The organism is Myroides odoratimimus (assembly GCF_038039805.1).
GTDB lineage: Bacteria > Bacteroidota > Bacteroidia > Flavobacteriales > Flavobacteriaceae > Flavobacterium > Flavobacterium odoratimimum_B.
The window spans coordinates 58,760-84,988 of the sequence record NZ_JBBPHK010000013.1; the positions used below are offsets into that span (position 1 = coordinate 58,760).

A 26,229-nucleotide genomic window follows, 5' to 3' on the forward strand; every position below is an offset into this window, starting at 1 on the left:
TTTCCTTATTTTATGAAATTAAAATCCATAATAGCACTTTTTGTTGTTAGTACAACTATCACATTTGCGCAGACCAAACAAGTTCTTATTGAGAATGTAAGAATCTTAGACCACAAGACTGCAGCCCTTACTGCGCCAATGAATGTCTTAGTCTCTGATCAAAAAATAGAGAAAATCAGCCCTTCTTCTATTTCTGTTAAAGGCAAAGATGTAACTAAAATCAATGGCAATGGAAAAACACTTATGCCTGGATTAATTGATGTACACGTACACATGGTATTCGGAGCTTTGACTATGGAACAAATGATGTCTCCTAATGCAACTCCTGAAAGCTTAATGAAAGAGGTGGCTACTGGAGCACACAGTATGCTAATGCGTGGTTTTACAAGTGTGAGAGATGCAGGTGGCCCTATATTCCCATTAAAAGCAGCTATTGATGCAGACAAGACTGCAGGTCCTCGTATTTGGCCTTCAGGGGCTACGATCAGTCAAACTGCAGGACATGGAGACTTTAGAACTCCTAATGAGCGCTCGAGACGCTTCTTTGGAAAGCCTTCTCGTGCAGAAGAAATGGGAGCTACTTTTATAGCAGATGGACGTGATGAAGTACTTACTGCTACTAGAGAAAACCTACGCTTCGGAGCAAGTCAGATCAAAGTAATGGCAGGTGGAGGTACTTCTTCTGCTTATGACCCTATCGATGTGACACAATACACTTTTGACGAAATCAAGGCAGCTGTAGATGCTGCTGAAGATTGGGGTACTTATGTTATGGTACACGCTTATACTCCTAGAGCAGTACAGCGCGCTATCGAAGCTGGTGTGAAGTCTATCGAACATGGACAAATGCTAGATGAAGAAACTTTGAAAATCATTAAAGACAAAGGTATATGGCTAAGCTTACAGAACCTAATGGACAACAATGATAATATGGATGCCCAACGCAAAGAAAAACGCAAACCTGTATTAGAAGGTCAAGACAGAGTATGGCCATTAGCTAAACAATTAGGTGTCAAACTGGCTTGGGGTACTGACTTCTTATTTGAGCCTGAACTTAATAAAGAACAAAACGAATACATACTGCGTTTACAAAAATGGTTTACTAATGCTGAAATCCTAAAAATGGTCACTCAAGATAACGGAGAGTTACTTCAGCTGTCAGGATTGCGTAGTCCATACCCTGGTAAACTAGGGGTAGTAGAAGAAAATGCTTATGCAGACTTACTACTTGTAGATGGAGATCCTCTAAAAGATTTATCTCTTATTGCTAATCCTGAGAAGAACTTTATCTTAATCATGAAAGGTGGTAAAATCTATAAAAACACCATCAATACGAAGAAATAAGAATATCATTATAATATCAAAAGACTGCCTAATAAGCAGTCTTTTTTGTTTTAGTTATAGCCTATTGCTAGTCATTCTAGTTTTAATCCAAAATATGCGATAGACATATAAACAAAAAGTAATTATACAGAATATATCTTACTTAGTGATACAAACATGCAATAGTATGGTTTTAGAAATAATGAAGGAGCTATGATGTAGAGTGACTCTGTAGTATGTGGCTAATGCGATTTTAGGTTTAACCTCACTAAGGCTATAAAAATTCAATTATCTTTGCGCAGTTATTTTACGACCTACATGACTTACTTCGTTATAATAAATCAGTAGTATAAAATAACAAGGCTACTATCAAGCCTACTTAAATTAAAATGTAATTCAAAAATATGAGAACAGAAATTTGCTCTTGTGAAGGTTTAGATCCTTTTTGTGATAAATGCTTTGGAACTGGTCATGCTCCTTTATCAACTTCAAAAAAAACTGTAGCTAAACAGTCAAGCAAAGTAAAGCCGATTAAAAAAATAAAATCTTACTTACCTGAGAAAATAGACTCTTTAACTAAAATAGAAATAGATGCACTCGCTATCAAGATTATCTCTACTTTAGACTTAAAGTCTAAAAAACAAATGCAGATTCTTAATTCTATTCCTTTTAGTACATCTACTTTTAGAAGAGATTATAAAGAAAAGTTTATTGACTTAGAAAATATCGAAACTGAAAAGCAACAATTGAGAAATGACTTATTTATTCTTGATCAAGAAATAGTATCAAAGAACTATAGAAGCCATTTCACATTCAGACATTTCTTATCTGATAAAGACGTTGATGTAACATCTAATCGAGAACTTAAAGGTTTAATTAGAGAATACAAAAAACTAAAAAAATAAGATATTCTCTAAATCAAACAAATACATCTGTACAGTTCACCTACAGCCTCACTTCACGTTGTCGCGGATGCCGTAATCCGTGACATCTATTAGAGGAAACACACAAGATATTACATCTCTTCCCGCTGTATGAAAACACATACAATAACCTCTATACTAGTGTTGTCTCAACTGTCCATAATATGTATGAGGTGACATAGTTTGGGTGACACACAAGGTATTGTGTCTCTACTTTAAACACATTCATATATTATAACACCTCTGCTCCTATTAAAAAACCTTTAAAAGCGTCTTTATACTGATACTCCGCAAAGCAGCTTACACAGATAACTCCTAATGACTTATAAAGAAGATCTAAAGAAGTTAAATCTTCGTCTTTACTAATCTCATATCTATCTGCTAATTTTAATCTATCCTTTATCTCTAGACTTAAGACATAACTAAATTCTAGTTTATCCTCTATATCGATATGCATCACTACTTTTATCTTGTACAGACTTGTAGATAGCACCTCTTCCCCTAATTGTATTTTATCTACTAAGTCTTGCCCCATACAAGATATGATACACTTAATCCATGTTTAGAGCAGCTAATCATTCCCATATATTCTAATTTTAAACACAATACACTACCTAAACACAATAGGCATCTTTAAATCAAAAAGAGCAAAATTAAAACAAATAAAATCATATTTTAACAAAATTAAAAATACAAAAAACAACCTGTACAGTAATAAAAGGATTAATAAAAATCTGTACAGTATTAAGTAGGATTATTAACTATAGCTGTACAGTTATAGTAGGACGAGACAGAACTCATTCTACCTAAGTCCGTAGTGAATCCGTTATGAGTCCGTAGTGAATCCGTTTTTTAGCTAAAATAACGGACTCACTATATACTCTAATAGCTTCTATCATTCACATATACCTAACATACCACTACGAATTCTTGAGCTACTCAAGAGCTGTATTCTAAATAATCAAAGCATATTTAGACTTCATCCTCTGCTCAACTATTTTTATATTATAAGAAGTAATTCTAAATAACAAACAACACATAAAAAGCAATAAAGCCAAACACAAAAACAAAACAAACGCCTAATAACCAATAAAATAAACAAACAAAAAACCTATAATACAACTAAGCTTACTTTGTAAAAAACTCACGTATTGTAGTTTTTTAAAACATAACTAATCTAAATAAAGTCATTATCTGTTTTGAAAAGCAAAAAATCTCTTTACTTTTGCGCTTTAATTTAGAATTAGTCTTAATTATATTTAACTATTATGTTACTTACATCTAAACGGACGATTACCTTAGTTGTAATCAGTTTACTCTGTGCTATAGGGGTCTATGCACAACAACCTGTCTTCACAGGTAAGATTATTGATTTAGAAACCCGAAAAGGAATTGATACGGCTATAATCACCGTATTAGCCTCAGGAGATACTTTCTTTACCAATGAAAAAGGAGAGTTCGCAATTCCTGAACTATATCACTCCTCAGTCATCATCAGTCGTTACGGCTACGAAAACTTAGAAACGAAACTGAAAAAAGGAGAACAAACCATCCGTTTACTTCCCAACATCAAACAACTAGATGAATTAATCATACACAAATCCACGAATATCAACGATATCGATATTCGAAATAGCACAGGTTCTGTCATCACAGTAGACATGACACAACTAAGCCAACGCTCAGAGTTAGACATGGCGAAGCTATTACAAGGTCAAGTACCAGGCTTGACAGTCAATTTTTCGGGAGAATTAGGTCAAAAGCCAGAGATACGCCTTAGAGGTAATTCTTCCTTTTCTTATACAGGTAGTGCTAATGAACCACTATTTGTTATGGATGGTATTATTATCTCAACAGAAACCTTTATGACGCTTAACCCTAACGACTTTAGTACAATCAAGGTACTAAAAGACGCACCTGCTACTGCTCTATATGGAATCAAAGCGGCTAATGGAGTCATAGAATTAACTTCGAAGAGAGGCTTCGAAGGCAAACCAGTAGTGAGCTTCTCGATGAAACAAGGAATTACTTTTAGAGGTGAACGCCCTGCGCGTATGATGGGAACAGAAGAAAAACTCGCTTTCGAAGAACGCATCCAAAAAGCTGGTTCTCCTGGTTATATCAATTCTGCTAAATACATCAACAGTCTATATGCTAATAGCCCAAATCTGCAACAAGAATTAGCACGTGGAGCTAAAACATTGGATTCCTTAAAACAAATCAACACAGACTGGTTTAAAGAGTTAATCAAACCCAATATCTTTCAAGCTTATAACTTAGGAGTACGCGGAGGAACAGAAAAAAGTACGTATTTCTACTCCCTGAACTACAGTAAACAAGGAGGTCGAATTCCAGGTAATGATATCAATCAACTAACTGCACGTGCCAATTTAGATTATATGTTAGCACATAACTTTAGGTTGTCTTTAAACAATAGTTTTGGTCTGTCTACGGCGAATACAGAAAACGGTATGAGTAATGACCCCACCTCATTAGCATTTACACTCAACCCATACGAATCTAAAGATTCAAAAAAATTATTTAGTCAAAATTCTAATCTCAGCTATCAAGATTTGATCAACCAATACAAACAGAAGACAACGACTAAACGCTTTAGTTCCTCTGTGGTCATGCACTGGGATATCTTGCCAGAGCTGAATATATCGGGTGTATTAGGTGGTGATTACAGCATCGCAGAAAAAAACCAACGCATTCTATCTACGGCCTATAGTCAAAAACAAATACCTCTAAACGCACAAGGGTATATCAGTGAAAGTGATAACAAGATATTTGACTTCTCTTCTAATATCCGCGCCAACTATCAAAAGCAATTTGGAGATCACAACTTATTTGTTGGAGTAAACATGGATTATTACACAACACAAATTAAAGATCTACAAGCAAGTGGATATGGAATATCAGACGACGTCAATAGTCTCTCTGGTATTAACAATGGCTTGACTGGTACTTATGCACCAAAAGCCAGCGGTAATAAAATTAAAAATACTCAACTCGGTTTCGGGTTAGCCTTAGGATATAACTACCAGAATACATATGATTTTTATGCCAGTATTAAAAGAGATGGATCTTCTATTCTCCCAAGTAATAAGCGATGGAATGATGCCTGGTCTACAGGTATAGGTTGGACACCAAGTGAATATGACTTTTTTAAAAAACAAGGTCTATTAACTTCTCTTAAATTTAAGGCCTCATTAGGTTATACAGCAAGTATGACAGGAATCGTCCCAAGTGCGATAAACACAACGTATTCAAATACCAATAGCTTTTATGGAGAATACCGCGTTCTACAACTAATGGGGTTACCCAATAGGAGTCTAAAACCTCAACAGACATACAGTACCAATATAAGTATGGATTTAGGTTTTGTAGGAAGATTTAATTTATTAACATCCTTTTATAGCAACCTAACTAAAGAGGCCATATTCGCTACGCCTATAGCTTCAAGTAATGGATTTCAGACGTATACCAAAAATATAGGAGAAATAGAAAATGCGGGAGTTGAGTTCTTGCTAAGTGGAGATATTGTAAGCCTGTCAGACTTCAAATGGAACACAGCTGCTTCCATATCTTACAACAAGAATACTGTCAAAAGACTATATGGAACAGATAAAATCTATAATTCACCTACCGCAGTAATGCCTGAGTACGAAGTAGGCAAACCTTTAGGTATAATCTACGGTATTCACGACAATGGAATACACCCTATCACAGGGCTGCCAGAATATGTAGACAGCAATAACAATATCATCATTTACAATGCCCCTTTACAAAAGGCTTATTATAGAGACTATGGAAATAGCATTGCTCCTTACCAAGGATTCTTTAATAACTATTGGTCATATAAAAACTGGTCTCTTGCTGTAAATATTAACTATGGATTAGGAGGAAAAGCAGTACAAAGCCAACAATATGTACGCGATCTATCTAGTTCAAATCAAAATGCTTTAGCTGGTCAATTAGACAATATGTGGTTTGAAATAGGAGATGAAAACAAAACTTATCCAATGAAAGATATGCCCAGCAGTGTCTTTAACTTATACAAACAACCAAGTTCAAGAAAAATATACAAGACAGATTATATCAAACTTAATTATATCCAATTAGGGTATAGTATTCGAAACAACAGTTTTGTCAATAAATATTTTAAAACACTACAAATAAATATTCAGGCAGATAACATATACACTTATCGCTTTGAAAAAGATAGAGGAAACTTAAAAGACGTCGTTCAACCCATTTTAACCTTTTCACTTAACGCCACATTCTAATGATAAAATATATACTATCAGCCTTGACGGTTCTGTCAATCAGCTCTTGTTCCTTAGATGTAAAAAATGAACAAGAAATATCAGGTGATGACATCATCAATACAACCCAAAAAGCAACCTCTGTATTGGCTCAAGCTTACAAGGAACTACCTGTAAATGGAAGTACATTTACACTATTAAGCGAAGACCTACAGCCAACTTACCTCATAGAGTATAATAGCAATGCTAAGCAACACTATACTTGGAATGAGATAGCCCTAAAGACCTTAGCCAATAGTCAATGGGATAGTTATTATAGCGCAATGGTTCACTTAAATGCACTTTTAAATACAGAAGCACACATTAGAGACAAAGGTGCTGACTGGGATTACATCAAAGGAAATGCCTTAGTACTTAAAGCGTATATCTACTTTGATCTACTACAGCTATACAGCACGCGATATAATCCAGAAGCTCCAGGAGTGTTGAGAAAGGATGAGCTAAAAATAGAATCCAACAAAAGGTTAACACAAAGTGAATCTATTCAATATATAGAGAGGATGTTACAAGAAGGTATCTCTTTAATGGATAGTTATGCAGCGCAAAAAATATACTTTATCACTACTCAAGCCGCTAAACAATTAGAGATCAAAATTGCGTTATACCAAGGACAATACGACAAGGCAGAAGCTTTAGCCACTGCGCTATTAAGCGAATCCGCTCCACTTCCGAATACTGCTGAGACATATGCTTCGCTTTGGAAATACAAAGATAACTCGCCTACAAGGCAAGTGTATTGGGCTTACGATTTCAGAGAAAATCCCAATCATTACCTAACTACAACAACCGATGGTGATATTATGCAAATACATTTCTTAAATAAGTTTGAAGAAAGTGACATGAGATATACAATATCTCAGTTCTTTTATGACATGAAAGCACAAGGTACAGCCTCAAGTACAAGAGCTCTATTGGGCAAATACAAATCTGACTATAATGACAAAGAAGAACAACGCATCATCTTATCGAGAAATACAGAAACTTACTTTCTATTGTTAGAAAGCTTAATCGAGCAAAATAAAATAGCACAAGCAATAACACTCTACAATGATTTTAAAACCTCTGTACACAGTGAAACAATCACAGACTCTCCTTCTCAACAAGTACTAAGACTACTCTTTAGAGCAGAAAAACAAAAGGAATTCATAGGTGAAAAAACTAATTACTTTGACCTAAAAAGGTGGAATACCAGTATCGCGAGATATGAATCTGATTCTAATAAAAAATCCAATACCATAGAAGCTACAGATTTTCGCTGGACATGGCCTATACCAACTGCTGAAATTCGCCTTAATAACAACCTGGTACAAAATGATGGATGGCAGTCAATAGAACTTTAAGATTACTAAAATGAAACACTACTTAACGATATTTACGGGACTACTCTTGAGTTTATTTACCTTGAGCTGTACACAAGACGACAATCAGCTACAAGGCTATACGGGAGAGAACAGAATTGTCTTACAGCCAAACGGGACTCACATCTTACAAGATAACAGTACAGATGAAGTAACTGTCAATGTCTTCTTGGTTAATTCAATCACAGAAGCCGTTACACTGGAATTCGCATTAGAAAACAATACGATAGATGGTAAAGATATTCTTACCATTGAAAATCCTATTATACAGTTTGCTCCAAAAGAGAAAAAAGCACAACTAAAAATAAAGAGTTCATCAAGACAACTTTTAAGTGATGAAACCACAATCACTATAAAACTAATCAACAATACAAGCAAACTCCCCTTAGATAAAGAGGTACAACTATTAGTCACCCCTATCAAAAAGGTAGAAGCACTAACAGATAAACAAATTGAATTACTCGATGGTTATAAACGAAAGGGATTAGATCTTTATCCATTAATGGGAGAGATTAAAGTAAATACTACAATCAACTTTCCTGGAGGTGCTAATCTCGAAACTATGTATCAAGCAGAAACTTCCCAAATAAATGGAATTACCACTATCACATTAAGCGATAAATCTACACCTGAACAACCAGTATTAAAAATGGTGTCTAATCCTATGGGGATAGAAGGGTATTTATATAAACTACAGCGGTTGCTTACGATAGATGACAACGAGTTTTGGACTCAAGTACCTGCCTCTCAACACATCATGAATTTGATCAACCTAAGTGCTACCAGCAAGGAAACTTTTGAAGTAGAATTAGACGATATATACATAGATTTAAAGACTAGAAAGCTATCATATACTAAAACCTTCCAAGATATATGGGGAGATGATTATACGATTGTACCATTTCAGTTTAAATACAGTGCATGGGATAGACTTAAGAAACTCTTAGACGAAGGAAATCCCCTTGCTATAGAAAACACAGAAATGGGAGGTACTGTAAACCCGTCATACTATCTCAATAATCAGGATATACAAGAAGATTATTACGATATGGGAGAAGGAGGTAACTACAGAACGACATCGGCTACATTAACAGATACGCATCTTAACTTTCAGTTCATCATAGGGCATGAACATGCAAATGACTACATCTTATTCACTGTTGAATACAAACTAAAATAATGAAACGTACTCAAACACTATATTTCTTTGCTTTAGTACTTTGCCCTCTGCTTGTAGTAGGGCAAGGTACTTTATCTCCATTGCCTAAAGCAGAAAAAGCAATTTATGGTACATTAGACAATGGGTTAAACTATATCGTCCACCCTATACCTCAACAGAAGACGGAATATCGTCTGGTCTTAAATGTAGGATCACTACAAGAACGCAATGATGAACGAGGATATGCACACTTCTTAGAACACATGATCTTTAACGGTAGTGATGACTTTCCAAGTAGACAAGCCATTGATACATTACAGCGTTTAGGCTATCAGTTTGGGAGAGATATCAATGCTTATACTACTTATGAGCGCACCGTATATGATCTGTCTCTCTTAGATATCAAACAACAGGATTTAGCTATAAATATACTTGCTAACTTCTTAGGAAAGTCACATCTCAATGATGAGGATATTGAAAAAGAAAAAAGAATTGTCATTCAGGAGATTAAAGACTTTGGTACAGAGCCTTTATTTAACCGCAAAAAACTAGAAGGTACTCCTCATTTAGATAGATTGCCTATCGCTACTGAAAAAGAGATTCTAAATCTAGATCCTATAAAGCTTAGAGCATTCTATAAACGATGGTATAATCCTTCTCTAGCTACTGTAATCATTGTCGGTAATGTGAATACTAAAGATGCTGTAGAGCAAATAAACAAATACTTTGGATCTTTTAAAGGGCAGTCGAATCTAGATAGAAAACAGAGCGAAAACACTTTTAGCCCTGTCTATACTGACTTATTAGAAAAGCAGAGCAATACGACTATAAATTCTAATAAATTAGAAATAGTACGCTTTACAGAAGCACCTTTCTTAGCTTCTAAAGAAGATTACAGACAACAGCTGATAGAACAAATCTATAAACAGTGGATCAATAAGAAACTGGCTATGAGCAAAAGCACTGCTACTGCTCACAGTCTATGGTATCTACCTAATAAAAATGAAAATGCCATAGAAATACAGGCTAGGACAGTAGAAGAATTACAGAACCGCATAAGTTTAGTAGCGAGTACAGTAAACACTATGTCTGTAAAAGGTATTCACAAAAAAGAGCTTGAACATTATAAGCAACATCTACTGAACCACTCTGTTCCTTCTGAAGACGAAGACATTGCTTATATCACCAATGCTTATGTTGATCAGGTCGTAGTGAATAGCCACTACTTATCTTCTATAGATAGACATGCTTTACTAACTGAATTACTCCCTACTATCACCACAAAGGATATAGAAAGTAAACACAGTAATACATGGTCTACTGATCAAGAGAACCTATATCTACTTACCTATAATGATAGTTTGTTCTCTTTAGACTCTGTTGACGAACTAAACAAGTATTGGAATGAAGGAAGTACAAAAACATTAGTATTCAAATCTGCTAAACAGAAGAAAACTCACGAAAGACCACGTGGTACTTTCCATTGGAAAACAATGCCTCCAATACAAAAGGCAACAACTGATATAGCAGTAAAAGAACAGCTATATGCGGACATCAACCTTACAGAACTAACATTAGCGAATGGACTACGCATAGGTATTAAACCAACAAAGGCAACAGATGATAATTATATCATGACTTTGTTCACAAGAAATGGGCTAAATCAAATACCTACATCTGAACAAAAATATTATCAAGATGCTGGATATTTTATAGACTCTTCTTGGATACATGGCTTTACTAATGACGGGTATATGCAAGCGGGATCAGATAGAGAAATATCTACACTCGTGAGTATAAATAAGGATGCTAGCATTATCAATACTTCTTCGCGAAAAGGAAATAGCAAAGACCTTTTTGAATGGACCTATAGAAAGTTATATGACTATATCACACCTCAACAGGATTTTAAAGAATATATAGAGGAAAGTATCTCTTCTATAGATACTACTTCTAAGCCTTCTGCTTTACTAGATAATCCTGCTATAAAAATAGGACATCAAATAGAAGAATATAAAAAAGGAGGTAGTTTATTCTCTGAAGAGCTCACAACGATAGAAGACTGGAAGAAAGTTAATCTAAATAGTTTCTTTACTTTATACAATCAATCATTTGCTAATTTAGAAGAAGTGTATGTACTTATCGCAGGGAATTTTGATACAGATGATATCAAGAAGAAGGCGATCGCTTACTTCGGTGCTTTAAATAATGCTCCAAAGCAAGTAGATAAAAACAGGGCTAATTCATCTAAGGCATTCGCTAAAGAAGAAATCACACGAGCTACACTAACGAGTAGTGATATCGAAAGACCTGATGTGACAATAGTATTCAATGGAACAATTAAACCTACTCTAAAAGAGAGCATGATGGCTCATATCGTAAGAGAGATGTTCAACAACCAGTTCTTAACAATATCGAGAGAAAAAGAAGGATTAGTATATTCTCCTTATTCTGCTCTAGACGTAGAAGTTTACCCTGAGCCTAGAACATCTGTTAGTTTATTCTTCTCTACTTCTCTAACTGATATAGACAAACTAGAGAACTTAGCTAAAGAAGTGATTCACTCTCTACAGACAAAAAGTATCTCAAAGACAGAATTAGAACAGATGAAATTAACGATTCTGAATAATAAACGCTTACATCTAACAGATACAAGTACATTCCAATGGGTAGAAAAGCTTAGAGAAACTCTATTAAACTTTGGTTCTCTTGAGGACTTTAATAATTATGATGCAATACTAAATAGTATCACTCCTGAGGACATTAAAGAGATTTCTAAATCTATATTTAATACCTCTAACTACGGAGTATTTATACTCACACCTCAATAAAATAACAAGTGGTTATTGCTCCACTTTATTTTCTCTTTACTAATCATAATTGAATAAGGCTACCTGATTTAGGTAGCCTTATTTTTATTTCTTCTCTAATGTAACTTGTGTTTTTAACTGTTCTAATAATTGAATATACACATCTCTCACGCTGTCATAGTCTTTTGAAGCAATCACTCCTTTAGCTTTAATAAAAATCAAACTACACAGTACTTGATTGTCTTTTACCTCAAACTTAGTTTGTACTTCTAATCCTGTCTGTTCACTTTTTAAAGTAAAGTTTTGAGGTAGAGTACCTACTTTATACCCTTCTGGAATGACTATCCCCATTAGATAATTGTCTAACTCTGGATACCCTATGTAAATAGGGTTATTTCTATATTCACTTTTAAATGGATTAGAATACAATGGATAGAACTGAAATGGATTAATAATATACTTATCATTAAAAAATAATACACCATTCTGCTTACTGAACGAGAATACTGCTCTTACATCCTTCTCATTATTATCACCATTATACACACGTGTACTACTTACATTCATCCCTACATATTGGCTCTCGTACCACTTCCCAAATCTCCATTCACTACCATCATACATATTTCTAAACTCTAGAGCACGATAGTTTTTATAGTTCTCTATAATCTGACCTGAAATACTTCCATTCGAGTTAGGAGTGATCTGATACTTCACTTCTTTACTAGAAATAAACTGAGGCATTAGATTCACTTTAAGAATAGCTCCTGTATCGTATAGTATAGTACCTGAACCATTTAAGTCTTCTAATGATAAGATATTAAGAGTCGTATACTTATTCGTAGCATCTACTAAATAAATACTATTATCAGATTCTATAGCAGTAATAATATGGTTATAATAGTTGCGTTGCCAAACGGTCTTCACACCATTACTTCTAGTACTCAATAATACTGGATTAGCTTTTATACCAACATATCTTAGCATGGCTGTCAATAGTAAGTTCACATCAGCACTATTTCCAGTCCCTTTATAGAAAGTAGTTTTAATACCGTTCTGTGCGTAAAGTCCATATTCTTGATTCCACGTTACTCGACTCTGTACTATATTTAATAGTTTTGAAATCTGAGCTTCTGTACTTAGCCCCTTATAATCCTCTAGGTTAATTTCTTTTTTAAGAAACTTATCTTGTTTTAATTCTTTACCAAACCCTCTATTTTTAAGTAGGTCAGCATAAAACTCTTTCTCTGTTTGCATTACTTTTTCCGCAGAATTACCAGGGAACTGTACTTGCTGTAAATCAAAGCGCACTGTTGAAATATAGTTTGCAGGATTATCAAGATAAGGCTCTACAATAAAAGAAGGTACTAATTGTGCTTTATATGTTTTTTCTATAGCATTGATTTCAGACTTAATCATAAAGCCATTCACCCCACGAAAAGAGACTCTTCTATTATACTCTTGTTCTGTTAGCTTTATATCTCCCTTTTTTACGATGCTATATAAAAAGTACTCTGGTACTACTACTGTATAACTTGTACTTTCTTTAGGCATATCACTCTGTATATACCACTCAGGTAATTCATCTATATAGTTCGTAGATTTAATATAAGAATACTCTATAATATCTCCACTTTTAGCTTCATTATAAGATACACCTTTCTCTCTCCAATTACCTTTATCTTCATCAATTAGGTTTTGTTTTGGAGACTTCTGTTTTACTATCTTCCCATCAGTTATTCGATAAATATTAGACACTGTTATAGTCACATCTTCTCTTGCATACCCTTTAGGTGCATAAGGAACAAGGAATTTCAACTTTTCCTTAACCACCTCATCATATAATTTTATTTTACGTGATACAGTCTCATTCACTCTAAAACCATATTCATCAGAATATTCAAAGTCTACTCTAACTTCTTCTTGTAGTATGACTGCTTTATCCTTAGCAAAAGAAGTATTACTAAGCTCTGCTAACTCAGCTGGCTTTACTTTTCCTAAGAAATCTTGTCCATAAGAAGGTGACTGTAGACAACATATTAATACAAATAAAAAACAGGCTATTTTATTCATTATCTTATTTTTTGTGGTAGTAATTATAAAGTCAAAATTTACCACAATTATACAACATAGCAAGAGGACTTACACCAAAAAGATTCTTAATTAATCTAACTGCTACTTTAAATACATAAAAAAACCAAGACTATTCGTCTTGGTTCTTTCCATCTTTATATATATCTGTTCGATAATGTTCTTCTTCTCCGTCTAGAATCTGAATATATGTCTTATATCTAGACCAGGCTAATTCATCTCTATCCAATGCGTCCTTTACAGCACAGTAAGGTTCTTCTCTATGCAAACAATTATTAAACTTACACTGTTCCTTTAAAGCAAAAAACTCAGGAAAATAGTCACCTACCTCTTGAGGTTCCATATCTACCACACCAAATCCTCTGATACCAGGAGTATCAATAATCTTAGCATCGAATGATAAGTCAAACATCTCTGCAAATGTAGTAGTATGCTGTCCTTGTTGATGTTGTTCTGAGATTTGAGCAGTCTTTAAGTGTAGTCCTGGTTCTATAGCATTAATTAAAGTAGACTTTCCTACTCCTGAATGCCCTGTAAATGTAGATACTTTACCTATCATTCTTTCTTTAATAGCTTCTATTCCCTTACCTGTGACAGCAGATACTCTTAAGCACTCATAGCCAATCTGAGAATAAATATACTGCATATACAACTGCTCGTCTAAAGCATCCTCAGAATAAGTATCTATTTTATTAAACACTAATACTGTCCTAATTCCATAAGCTTCTGCAGTAACTAAGAATCTGTCAATAAAACTTGTAGTTGTAACAGGATTATTTATGGTTACAATTAAGAATAGAGTATCAATGTTAGATGCAAGAATATGTACTTGCTTAGATAAGTTTACAGACTTACGAACAATATAATTCTTACGAGGTTTTATATCATTAATAACCCCCGTAGTAACATCGTTTGTAGTTTCTAGTTCAAAGCGAACAAGGTCACCTACAGCAATTGGATTAGTACTTTTAATGCCTTTAATCCTAAACTTACCTTTAATACGACAGTCATAAAACACACCGTCTTCACCTTTCACTGAGTACCAACTACCTGTTGATTTGTAAACTATACCATTCATATGGCAAATATACTTCAAAAAAAATGTTCCTTAAACAGGTTTAAAGACAATTCTTAGTTAACCTGATTCACTACTATAACATGTTTTAAACAAAGAAAGGGCCTTTACATCTGTAAAAACCCTTCTATAATTCACATTACCAACTACTATTTGTTGATAATTTTATCTTGTCTATGAATACTCTCTTGGTGAATAGCAGTATAGATAGCAGTGATAAACTCTTCAGTAAATCCGATGTGTTTCCCTTCTTCCTGCATTTTCTCAAGAATTTTTAACCAGCGATCTTGTTGGAATACAGCTACATTTTTCTCCTTCTTCAATGTTCCAATTGCATCAGAGATAGCCATACGCTTTCTCAATAAATCAAGAAGCTTACTATCCATGTCATCGATTTGGATACGGTGAGCTTGTATCTGCTGTAAAAATTCTTCTGTCTCATCCGTTACGTTTCTCACTTGTAATTTAGAGATGATATCACTTAATTGATCAGGTGTTACCTGCTGAGCAGCATCACTCCATGCATTATCAGGATCACAATGTGTCTCTATCATTAACCCTTCATAGTTAAGGTCTAATGCTTGTTGAGATACACCTAATATTTTGTCTCTGTTTCCTGTGATATGTGATGGATCACAGAAAATAGGAATATTAGGTAAATGTAACTTTAGATCAATTGGAATTTGCCACTCAGGGATATTGCGATACTTTGTTTTTTCATAAGTACTAAAGCCTCTGTGAATAACTCCTAATTTAGTAATACCTGCTTCTGCAAGTCTCTCTACTCCCCCCATCCATAAAGACAAGTCCGGATTCACTGGATTCTTTAACAAAACAACTTTGTCTGTACCTCTAAGTACATCTGCAATTTCTTGAACAGCAAAAGGATTAACAGCAGTACGTGCCCCAATCCATAAGATGTCAATATCGTGCTCTAAGCACAATTGTACGTGTTCTGCGGTTGCAACCTCAGTAGCTAATAACATTCCTGTCTCAGCTTTCACTTGTTGTAACCATTTCAATCCAATGGCACCTACTCCTTCAAATCCACCTGGACGAGTACGAGGTTTCCAAATCCCAGCGCGATAGACTTTAACCTCTTTTGGCAGTGACTTAGCGATTCTCATGACTTGCTCTGGCGTTTCCGCACTACAAGGACCTGCAATTATTGCAGGATTTTGTCCTTGGAATAAAGACAACCAATCCTTGTTAATGTTTAGTTTTTCCATTGGTTAATTATTAATTTGTATTTACATATAATGACGTTTTTACAGCTCCGGTTTTGTACTCACCAAAACTGTCAAAAAAAGACTCTAATATATTATTTTAATTTATAAAGTTGACCTTTTATTCGATATTTATTTGATAAATAATTACTTTTAACCACTTAAGAACAAAATAATATAAAAAATGACCTTATTAACTTTCACGCTGATCATGTTCTTAGGAGCATTTGCAGCAGGCTTCATAGGCTCTTTATCAGGACTAGGAGGCGGTATAATAATCATTCCTTTGTTATCTGTATTCTTAGGTGTTGATATGCATTATGCTATTGGAACTGCCTTAGTTGCTGTAATAGCAACTTCTTCAGGATCAGCTTCAGCCTATGTCAAAGAAGGAATTACCAATATGAGATTAGGAATGTTTCTAGAAATAGCTACTACTGCAGGAGCAGTTATAGGAGCTATCATCTCTACCAATGCGAATACTTCTGTCCTAGCAGTTATTTTTGGATTAACCCTTACTTTTTCTTCTATCAATTCTCTTCGAAAAAAAGAAGATCACTTGGTTACTCCTGAGAACTCAAGTAAACTTGCTCATAACTTAAAACTAGTAAGTACATATCCCACCCCTAGTGGTACCACTGTAAAATATGGTATGAAGAATATCATTGGAGGTTTTAGTATGATGGGGATTGCAGGAATGATGTCTGGGCTTTTAGGTATTGGCTCAGGTGCTTTTAAAGTAATTGCTATGGACTCTATTATGAAGATTCCTTTTAAAGTATCTACTACAACAAGCAATTTTATGATGGGAGTAACAGCTATTGCTAGTTCTGTTATCTATATCCAAAAAGGATATATAGAACCCTCTATATGTATGCCTGTAATAATAGGTGTATTAGTTGGGGCAATGGTAGGAGCCAAAGTACTTCTAAAAGCTAACCCTAAAAAACTAAAAGTATTCTTTGCTTTTCTAATTTTAGCTTTAGCGATTAATATGATTTACAATGGTGTAATGGGTAATATATAAGATTATGGGAACAACTAAATTTTCAGATACAGACTTACAATCTATAATTGGTAATGTACTGCGATATGGAGTATGGACTGCACTATCTGTTGCTGGTATAGGAGGCATTATTCTTTTTTCTAGTAAAGGAAGTGAACAAGTAAACTTCACTAATTTTATAGAGAAAGACGATAATATAATCAACGTTATAAACAATATTTTATCAGGTGTAGCCCAGGTAGATGGGGAGTCTATTATCTTCTTGGGGATATTACTTTTATTTTTAACACCTGTGCTTAGAATATTTCTATCACTTTTATCGTTTTTCTTAGAGAAAGATTGGTTATATGTATTTATCACATTGATTGTAATAGGTATTATTGTATTCAGTGTTTCTTTCGGATTTTCACATTAAATATATACTTTTGTTACTATCATATAAATCAAGATAATGTCACTACAGGTTAAAAATATAAGCAAGTTTTATGGCGAACAAAAAGCCTTAGACAGTATTAGTTTCTCTATCCCAAAAGGTCAAATAGCTGGCTTTTTAGGCCCTAATGGGGCAGGTAAGTCTACACTAATGAAGATTCTAACGACATACATTCACAGTGATGAAGGTCAAGCTTATGTCAATGACTTTAACGTAGAGACAGAACAGCGAAATGTACAGCGCTCTATAGGTTATTTACCAGAACACAATCCACTGTATTTAGAGATGTATGTGCGAGAGTATTTACAGTTCAATGCTGATATTTATAAAGTAGCTAAAAGTAGAATTGACGAAGTAATTAACTTAACAGGTCTAACACCTGAAGCGCATAAGCGAATAGGTGAATTATCGAAAGGATATAGACAGCGTGTAGGATTAGCCACTGCTCTTCTTCACGATCCAGAGGTACTTATCTTAGATGAACCTACCACAGGATTAGATCCTAATCAATTAGTAGAAATTAGAGAGCTAATTAAAAACATAGGTAAGGATAAGACAGTATTTCTTTCGACACATATTATGCAAGAAGTAGAAGCTATTTGTGACCGTGTGATTATTATCAAAAAAGGACAAATAGTATCAGATCAAATGCTTTCTGCTATGTTAGAAAATCAAAATGAACAGATAATAGCTGTTGAGTTTGACTTTAAAATAGAGGTTCAGTTTATAGATAGAATCCCTAACCTTATCCGTGCTAATCACATTCATGACACACAGTGGGAATTAGTATTCCCTATAGATAATGATTATAGACCTACTGTATATGACTTCGCTCAAGAGAATGGACTTAAAACACTATCCATGCAAGTAAAAAACAAAAATCTAGAAAGTCTCTTTAGAGAGATTACACAATAAGCAAAAACACCTCTTAGTAGAGGTGTTTTTTTTTATACCTCAACCCACACAAAAAAAGAGGTTGTCACGAATGACAACCTCTTACGCTAACTAAAAACAACAACCAAATACCATTCTAAAATGGATACTTTTTTTAAAAATAAATGTTCAATTAATTACGAGCATCTAACTCTTCTTGAGGAATGACTAACTGAAAGCGTTTATCCTGTGCAGGAAGAGATATTACAGTTCTGTGATTACCTGTACGAGTGATCCCTCTTAATAATCGCTTAGCATCGAACCACTCTACTCCGCACTCTCCATATAATTCTTTTCTTCTTTCTAATAAAATTACATCAAGTAACGCTGTTCCTGTAGCACTTGTAACTTTAGCTTGTGTATCCCTATTTAAACGAATTACATCTAAGATCTCTTTTGACTTTCCTTCGTTTCCTAAATGATATTCTGCTTCAGCTTCTATTAATACCAATTCAGGATATCTAATAACGGGTAAATCTGCTTCGAATGTGAATTTAAACTTAGAAGTCACATACTCTTGCCAATCTCCTTTAGGCTTCTCATAAAAATTACTAAACAAGTTTCGCACATCTGTAGAACTAAAATTTTTTACGAACTGATCGTTTATGAATGTCCCGTGATAAGCTACCGCTACGTGATCCATCATCGCATGAGGATGAGAGCGGTAATACACTGTTTGATCAGCACTCTGAGGCAATGCCCACAACCATTCAGCTGCACTCATGCTATCAAAGCCTTTACTATATTCTTCTGCATTTAATACTTTATGTATATTTCCTCCATATGCTTCATTTGCATTTTTTTTCGCTAAATCCCATTTACCCATGTATTGATATACTTGTGCCAAAAAAGCTTGAGCTACTGATTTATTGATATATGATTTATTTAATCTAGTGTCTCCTAGTCTAGATGAAGCTTCTTCCAAGTCTTTTACTATTCTTCCAAAAAACTCTTCCTTAGTAGAAAAAGGACTAGGTGTAGTACTCGATTTTACATAAATAGGAGGAAACTCACCTTGCTGATTTGCCAAATAAGCTTCTCCAAACTCTATTGCTAATTGAAAATAATAATAACCTCTAAGAGCTAGAGCCTGACCTAATAACTCATCTTTGTCTTCTTTACTAATCTTTGTACTCTCCTCTACGCCTTGAATAAAATTATTTACTTGGTCTATGATCTTATAAGGCAATCGCCATGAGAACTTAGATCTAGTCCCTGTACTTAAATACACTTGATAGTCATAATCAGCTCCAAACCAAATCTGTTTTTGTATTAGATCTGCCCCTTTTACACTACGAGCAAATAAAATACTATGTAGACCTGATGCTTCATCATTAATTAATGACATTCTTTGTAACCTCAATATTCCTGACAAAAATGAAGTAGCTCCCTCCTTACTCCCAAATACTACTTCTGGAGATATACTATCTTTTGGCTGTGGATCATCTAAAAAATCTGATGAACAACCTGTAACTGCACTAATGAATAACATTACTACAATACTCTTTATTATTGATTTTATCACGTATTTACTCTTTTAAAAATTAATATTTAAACCTACTGATAAGGTAGCTGATAAAGGCACACGATAGTTAGTCACACCGTTTATTGCTTGTTCCGGATCGATACCTTTATGTGACTGGAAAGTCAATAAGTTCTCTCCTTGTACATACACTCTTGCTTGTTTTAATTTAAACTTACCCAAACTCTCGATAGGTAATGTATATCCTAGTGTCACAGCCTTTAATCTTAAATAATCATTCTTATATAAGAATCTAGTAGATGTGGCTGCAAAATTATTTGTAGAATTAATAAGTATAGGGGTGTCCGTAATATCACCAGGTTTTTGCCAACGATTACCTATATCAGGTGAACTTTGATATCCTGTAGACATACCATTCATTAACCCTGAATAATCATTGTCATAAATATAACCTCCTAAACTAAAATTAAAGAATGCACTAAAATCAAAGTTTTTATAAGATAAAGCTGTATTAAATCCCCCTACTAGTTTTGGTAGAGCAGATTTATTATAGTAACGCGTTGCCTCATTATAGTCCTTTGTAGTTTCTCTTCCTGTCACTTGACCATCTGTATCTACTACATCCTTATACCACATTCCATATCCATCATTAGGATCTACACCTGCCCAATCTCTTAAATAGAAATCATAGAGAGAACGACCTTCTGCCCATCTATTTAATCCACTAATAAAACTGTCTTGTGTCAATGATTTAATCTTATTTCTATCAATAGAGAAGTTAAGTGAAGTATCCCATTTCCAATCTCCAGAACGTATATTATGAGAAGTCAAACTTACCTCTAATCCATAGTTTTCTATTGTTCCAGCATTAGATAATATCTCTAAATTACCTGTAGAAGGAGCTTGTGGAATAGCAAACAATAAATCAATAGAACGCTTTTTATAATAATCTACAGATCCTTCTATTCTATTATTAAACAAACTAAAATCAATACCCGCATTGAACGAAGCTGTTTTTTCCCATGTCAAATATGGATCTGCTAAATCACCTAATATAACTCCCGGATTATCTAACTGATTATAGCCTGTATCAAATAATCTTAAGTAAGGAAAGTACTTACCTGTGATATTATTATTCCCTAGCTCACCATAAGAAACTCGTAGTTTTAATAAATCAATAGTATTATTGTCTATTAAAAAATCCTCAGATGACACTATCCAAGACCCTCCTACCGAATAGAAGTTCCCTTTTCGAACAGATTTATCAAAACGAGTACTTGCATCACGTCTAAACGATCCTTCTATAAAGTACTTGTTTGCATAGTCATAACTTAATCGTCCTAAATAACTAGTCAATCTATCCTCTACATCATATCCATTAATCCCCTCTAATGATGTACCACTCCCTATCTCTGTATTACCAGGTAAGAATCCTGTAGTAGAAGCATTAAAAAAGTCTTTCTTAAACTTATAAGCCTCATAGATACCATCTACTGCTATATGGTGCTCTCCTAATGTCTTATCGTAGTGTAATGCATTAATAAAATTCAATGTTTCTGACGTATCCTTGTATCTAAGTACACGCCCATTCACACTAGAAGCCTGACCGTATTGTGAGTTGTTGTACTCTTTATTATCATAGTCATATTTTTCATAAGACAGATTGGTTCTAAAATATAATCCCTCTGCCAAATCTAACTTAGCAAAACCATTCCAGCTCGTTGTAGATCGTCTATTTACAGTACTATTATTTTGTAATATCCCTACTGCATTCTCACCACTCATGATAGGACGAACACTATTAATATCTTTACTAGATGCATTACCATAGTCATAGATTAGACTTCCTTCAGCATCATATACTCTTTGCCCATTTAAATCTCTTTTGTAAACAGGATAGACACTAGGCATAGCATATATCCAATTCATTGGACTATAAAGATTAGTTCCGCTTTGTGTAGGGAAGTTTTGATTAGAAGCTGAGTATGCTGTATTAGCTCCTAATTGTAACCAATCCGTCACTTGACTTTCTATATTAAGACGAACTGTCGTACGTTCAAAGTTAGAAGTCTTGATCATTCCATCTTGATTTAAATAATTACCAGAAAGGAAATATGTCGTACGATCACCTCCACCTGCTACATTAAAATTGTATTCATTTCTAAACGCTTGGTTTCTCTGTAACTCTTTTTTCCAGTCTGTCTCCCATAACAACGGGTTTTTAACTGTCCAATTACCATTATAATCCACAGGTTGATCTGTTCCAAATGGGTTATAACCAAAGTAACTCACTAACCCATCTGAAGCCGTTCTACGCGCTGTATCTTCATCTTGCCCTAACACATACTGATAGTTATTCTTTCTAGCTTCCCACAGATACTGTGTATACCCACGAGTATCTAATACCTTATGTGTTTTCACAGCGTCGAATGCTACTCCTGAACTCAACTTGATATTCACGTCAGGTTGGCTATTTAGCTTCCCCATTTTTGTTTTAATCAAGATTACTCCATTAGCTCCACGAGAACCATATAAGGCTGTAGAAGACGCATCTTTCAGCACGTTGATACTTTCTATCTGGTCTGCACTTATTGAGCTGATGTATCCTGAATACGGAGCCCCATCTAATATAATTAATGGATCTGCTGATGCATTGATAGAACCGATACCACGAATGCGTATTGTAGGGCTCTCTCCAGGTTGAGAGTTAGAGTTTATGATATTCACTCCTGCTACTGTACCTTGTAGTGCAGATACTACAGAAGTAGACACTTGCTTATCTAGAGCATCACTCTTGATCTGACTAATCGCACCTACTACAGCTTTTTGTTTTTGAGCACCATAAGCCACGATTACGATATCGTCTAAACCTATCACGTCCTCTGCTAAGCTAATATTCACTACACGCTGCTTCGTCACAGTGATAGACTGAGGTTTAAATCCTACATATTCGAACTGAAGCACATCACCTTCATTTACATCGATAGCATACTTACCATCTAAATCTGTTTGTACTCCTTTAGTAGAATTTTTAACGATAACTGAGACTCCAGGTAGAGAGAATCCCCCCTGCTCACTTACCACACCTGTCACAGTTACTTGTTGTGCTAAAGCCAGATTACACAGCAGTAGCAAGCTACTTATTAGTAGCCGAAGTTTAATACTTTTCATTTATACTAAAAATTTTATTATTTTTAGCAGCACACACATTACCTATCGTTTTTTTGCTGCTTAAAAAAACGATACAAAAAAAGGAGGCTCTACCAAAGCCTCCTTTTCTGTTATTAAAACAAAAAATTAATAAAGCTTTTCTTCACATAAGAGCACACACATCTCCCCCATACACATAGAGAAGTTTTTAGCAAGAACAGGCGTACTACATAATTTAGAAATAGGTTTTACTATCTTTTGTATAATCTTCATTTACTTATTTTTTATCTGATATAACAGTGCAAAGATATACACATAAATATTTTTTCTACAATAGATCTATAATTAAGGAAAAAACATCTACAATAGACACACTTAAAAGAAAAAAGCATTACTTTTATATAACCTAAACTTCATTAAACAGAAAAATTAACTATGCAACATATAGACGAAATTGATAAAAGATTACTAATCGAACTTCAATTAGACGGAAAACAATCGACAAAACAGCTAGCAGAGAAAGTAAACTTATCACTCACACCAGTACACGAACGAATAAAAAAGCTTGAAGCAACAGGTATTATTCAAGGGTACACTGCTCAACTTAACCCAGATCTATTAGGAAAAAAACTAATCGTATACTGTCAAGTCATACTGATCAGACATCAAGAAAGTCTATTCGAAGAATTTGAAAAGTATGTAAAGGGTTTAGACGAAGTATTAGAAGCTTCTTATATAGCAGGGGACTATGACTTCTTTTTAAAGTTATTAGTTGACGACGTACAAGCCTATCAACAATTCGTAGTACACAAGATCTCTAAACTGGAGATTATCTCTAATATCAAAAGCTCTTTTGTAATTCAGACGATCAAAAAGACTTCTAATATTCCTTTATAAAAAAGCCCTGATATCAAATGATATCAGGGCTTTCCTTTATTCTATATTAACTCTAAAACAGACCGTTTATCTCAGCATCTATTTTATTAATTACGTTTCCTAAATCTTCTGGGTTTTCCACGAAATCCAAATTATCTACATCGATAATCAATAACTTCCCTTTGTCATACCCTCTAATCCACTCTTCATATCGTTCATTTAATTTATTTAAATACTCAATAGAAATAGAGTTTTCATAATCTCTTCCTCTCTTTTGGATTTGTCCTACAAGGTTAGGTACAGAGCTTCTCAAATAGATTAACAAATCTGGAGCCCCTACCAACTCTTGCATCAATTCGAATAAAGAAGAGTAGTTCTGAAAATCACGATTAGACATTAAGCCCATTGCGTGTAAGTTTGGCGCGAAGATATGTGCGTCTTCATAGATTGTACGATCCTGGATAATCGTCTTACCACTTTGTCTAATTTGTAAAACTTGACGAAAACGGCTATTTAAAAAATACACTTGTAAGTTAAAAGACCATCTGTCCATCTGGTGGTAGAAGTCATCTAGATAAGGATTATCTACTACATCCTCATAGTGAGGTTCCCACCCATAGTGTTTGGCTAATAAATTCGTAAGCGTAGTCTTTCCTGCGCCTATATTTCCAGCAATAGCTATATGCATTACGGTAATTTTATAAAGTAATTATTTAATTTCTGTCCGTCAAAAATACTCAATTTTTGATTGCCATAAAAGAAGCCTGAAATGCTTTTTTCTTTTGTATCTAGAACAGAAGTCTTATTTGCTTTTAAATCAACAAAGTATAATTTATCTTTATAAGAATAAAGTAATTTATCTATCTCTAATATTTGTATTAAATCATATCCATCCTCTAGATTATACGTAACAACCTCTTTACCGACTAGGTCATTCCCATGTAATACGTTCTCTTCATCTACCCAAAAGAACAGATGAGGCAGAGTCAAATATTGTTTAATCTTAGCTTCTTCTGGAAAAGTAAACACGCGGTGTAGCTCATAAGTAACACTGTTGTACAAATTCACTGATCTGTTGCGCTCATTCACTAACCAATAATTACGCTTAGTACTCACCCCTGCAAAGCTTGTCTCCATAGTCGGAAACTTAACCCCTAAATCGATAACATTGCGTTCTGCTAATTCTCTATTGACTAATACAAAGGCTTTCTTTTCTTTATAAAAAAGCATCAACTCTAGTGGGTTAGTAATATCGATTAGCGTAAGAGAATCGAAGTTCTTACTCTTATAAGAAGTACCGCTATATTTAGTGTTTTTTCGAAAAACATCTCCATCTTTTAGATAAGTACTGTCATAGATATCTTTACCTAAAAACTGCATATCCTTACCTACATTTTCATTATTCTGAAACTTTAGACGTAAAGTATCCTTAATGGCGATTGGCTCATCATTCACAACACTCTCTTTTTTTTGAGATATTGTTTTAGAAGATTCCTGAGCATAGCCCAAAACTCCTACTAAAGCGATAATTAAACAAGAAAACATCTTTTTCATAACTTACTTTTTTAACTTTTGATATATGTCAAAAAGGTAAAAGGATACTGATGTCTCGCATCTTTATCATGAAATTCCTCTCTGACTAATTTCCACTCTTTAGGATCTAGAACAGGAAAAAAAGCATCTGCCTCTAATACTGTATGTACACGAGTTAACTCTATCTTATCCGCAAAAGGAAGTGCTAAATTATAAATTTCTCCTCCTCCTATAACAAAAGTCTCCTCTTGCTCTGTAACTAAATCTAAAGCCTTTTCTAAACTATTCACTACGATACATGCCGCAGGCGCATCATAATCTTCTTGACGGGTAATGATAATATGCGTACGGTTAGGCAAAGGTTTTGGAAAAGATTCAAACGTCTTTCTTCCCATAATAATAAAATGGTGAGACGTTAAATCCTTAAAGTGTTTAAAGTCATCTGGCAAATGCCATAACAAATCATTGTCTTTACCTAAAGCATTATTCTCTGCAGCTGCAGCGATCAGTGTCAGCATATAT

19 protein-coding genes are annotated in these 26,229 nt (G+C 34.3%); 10 read left to right on the forward strand and 9 right to left on the reverse strand.

All coding sequences use genetic code 11. The annotated features are described in order from the left end of the window. Positions 1-12: 12 nt before the first annotated feature. Both AABL85_RS10935 and AABL85_RS10940 read left to right on the forward strand, forming a co-directional pair. A complete protein-coding gene (locus tag AABL85_RS10935; RefSeq protein ID WP_341310107.1) occupies positions 13-1,344 on the forward strand; it encodes an amidohydrolase family protein in 1,332 nt (443 codons plus the stop codon). Positions 1,345-1,727: 383 nt separating this feature from the next. After that, a complete protein-coding gene (locus AABL85_RS10940; RefSeq protein ID WP_286436686.1) occupies positions 1,728-2,228 on the forward strand; it encodes a hypothetical protein in 501 nt (166 codons plus the stop codon). Between the two features lie 250 nt (positions 2,229-2,478). Here the strand turns inward: AABL85_RS10940 and AABL85_RS10945 are convergent, their stop codons facing one another. Beyond that, positions 2,479-2,781, reverse strand: a complete 303-nt coding sequence (locus tag AABL85_RS10945; protein WP_341310108.1) for a hypothetical protein — start codon at positions 2,779-2,781, stop codon at positions 2,479-2,481. A 733-nt stretch (positions 2,782-3,514) separates the two neighbouring features. Here AABL85_RS10945 and AABL85_RS10950 point away from each other — a divergent pair. The 4 genes from AABL85_RS10950 to AABL85_RS10965 are packed head-to-tail and all read left to right on the forward strand — an operon-like array spanning position 3,515 to position 11,922. Then, entirely contained in the window at positions 3,515-6,535 is a 3,021-nt protein-coding gene (locus tag AABL85_RS10950; RefSeq protein ID WP_341310109.1) for a SusC/RagA family TonB-linked outer membrane protein, read from the forward strand. Beyond that, complete coding sequence (locus tag AABL85_RS10955; protein WP_341310110.1) at positions 6,535-7,914, forward strand: RagB/SusD family nutrient uptake outer membrane protein; 1,380 nt, start codon at positions 6,535-6,537, stop codon at positions 7,912-7,914. Before AABL85_RS10950 ends, AABL85_RS10955 begins: the two co-directional genes overlap by 1 nt. Positions 7,915-7,924: 10 nt before the next feature. Continuing rightward, positions 7,925-9,112 (forward strand): DUF4929 family protein, encoded by a 1,188-nt coding sequence (locus tag AABL85_RS10960; RefSeq protein WP_286415545.1) that lies wholly within the window; start codon positions 7,925-7,927, stop codon positions 9,110-9,112. Further along, a complete protein-coding gene (locus AABL85_RS10965; protein ID WP_341310111.1) occupies positions 9,112-11,922 on the forward strand; it encodes a M16 family metallopeptidase in 2,811 nt (936 codons plus the stop codon). Before AABL85_RS10960 ends, AABL85_RS10965 begins: the two co-directional genes overlap by 1 nt. Positions 11,923-12,006: 84 nt before the next feature. Here the strand turns inward: AABL85_RS10965 and AABL85_RS10970 are convergent, their stop codons facing one another. The 3 genes from AABL85_RS10970 to AABL85_RS10980 form a co-directional block, all read right to left on the reverse strand. After that, on the reverse strand, positions 12,007-13,974 hold the full coding sequence (locus AABL85_RS10970) for a DUF3857 domain-containing protein (RefSeq protein ID WP_341310112.1): 1,968 nt from the start codon (positions 13,972-13,974) through the stop codon (positions 12,007-12,009). A 130-nt stretch (positions 13,975-14,104) separates the two neighbouring features. Next, positions 14,105-15,070: a ribosome small subunit-dependent GTPase A gene (gene rsgA / locus AABL85_RS10975; protein WP_341310113.1), complete on the reverse strand. Its 966-nt coding sequence runs from the start codon at positions 15,068-15,070 to the stop codon at positions 14,105-14,107. A gap of 146 nt (positions 15,071-15,216) precedes the next feature. Next, on the reverse strand, positions 15,217-16,296 hold the full coding sequence (locus AABL85_RS10980) for a chorismate mutase (RefSeq protein ID WP_286415541.1): 1,080 nt from the start codon (positions 16,294-16,296) through the stop codon (positions 15,217-15,219). A gap of 181 nt (positions 16,297-16,477) precedes the next feature. Here AABL85_RS10980 and AABL85_RS10985 point away from each other — a divergent pair, with 181 nt between their 5' ends. The 3 genes from AABL85_RS10985 to gldA are packed head-to-tail and all read left to right on the forward strand — an operon-like array spanning position 16,478 to position 18,647. After that, positions 16,478-17,320, forward strand: coding sequence for a sulfite exporter TauE/SafE family protein (locus AABL85_RS10985; RefSeq protein WP_286415540.1), 843 nt, complete (start codon positions 16,478-16,480; stop codon positions 17,318-17,320). A gap of 4 nt (positions 17,321-17,324) precedes the next feature. Further along, positions 17,325-17,714 carry a DUF1634 domain-containing protein gene (locus AABL85_RS10990; protein WP_041889082.1) on the forward strand — a complete coding sequence of 130 codons (390 nt, stop codon included), beginning with the start codon at positions 17,325-17,327 and terminating at the stop codon, positions 17,712-17,714. Positions 17,715-17,750: 36 nt separating this feature from the next. After that, a complete protein-coding gene (gene gldA / locus AABL85_RS10995) occupies positions 17,751-18,647 on the forward strand; it encodes a gliding motility-associated ABC transporter ATP-binding subunit GldA (RefSeq protein WP_341310114.1) in 897 nt (298 codons plus the stop codon). A 151-nt stretch (positions 18,648-18,798) separates the two neighbouring features. Here gldA and AABL85_RS11000 read toward each other — a convergent pair whose 3' ends face one another. Continuing rightward, positions 18,799-20,190, reverse strand: coding sequence for a RagB/SusD family nutrient uptake outer membrane protein (locus tag AABL85_RS11000; protein ID WP_341310115.1), 1,392 nt, complete (start codon positions 20,188-20,190; stop codon positions 18,799-18,801). A gap of 12 nt (positions 20,191-20,202) precedes the next feature. Further along, positions 20,203-23,319, reverse strand: a complete 3,117-nt coding sequence (locus tag AABL85_RS11005; RefSeq protein ID WP_341310116.1) for a TonB-dependent receptor — start codon at positions 23,317-23,319, stop codon at positions 20,203-20,205. Positions 23,320-23,733: 414 nt separating this feature from the next. On the opposite strand from AABL85_RS11005, the gene AABL85_RS11010 reads away from it, so the two are divergent. Further along, positions 23,734-24,195 (forward strand): Lrp/AsnC family transcriptional regulator, encoded by a 462-nt coding sequence (locus AABL85_RS11010; RefSeq protein ID WP_006260563.1) that lies wholly within the window; start codon positions 23,734-23,736, stop codon positions 24,193-24,195. A gap of 52 nt (positions 24,196-24,247) precedes the next feature. Here the strand turns inward: AABL85_RS11010 and AABL85_RS11015 are convergent, their stop codons facing one another. The 3 genes from AABL85_RS11015 to AABL85_RS11025 are packed head-to-tail and all read right to left on the reverse strand — an operon-like array spanning position 24,248 to position 26,225. Further along, on the reverse strand, positions 24,248-24,862 hold the full coding sequence (locus tag AABL85_RS11015; protein WP_041889066.1) for a deoxynucleoside kinase: 615 nt from the start codon (positions 24,860-24,862) through the stop codon (positions 24,248-24,250). Beyond that, positions 24,862-25,728, reverse strand: coding sequence for a hypothetical protein (locus tag AABL85_RS11020; protein WP_341310117.1), 867 nt, complete (start codon positions 25,726-25,728; stop codon positions 24,862-24,864). The genes AABL85_RS11015 and AABL85_RS11020 overlap by 1 nt, the downstream gene beginning before the upstream one ends. Before the next feature lie 11 nt (positions 25,729-25,739). Next, complete coding sequence (locus tag AABL85_RS11025; protein ID WP_341310118.1) at positions 25,740-26,225, reverse strand: dihydrofolate reductase; 486 nt, start codon at positions 26,223-26,225, stop codon at positions 25,740-25,742. Positions 26,226-26,229: the final 4 nt, after the last annotated feature.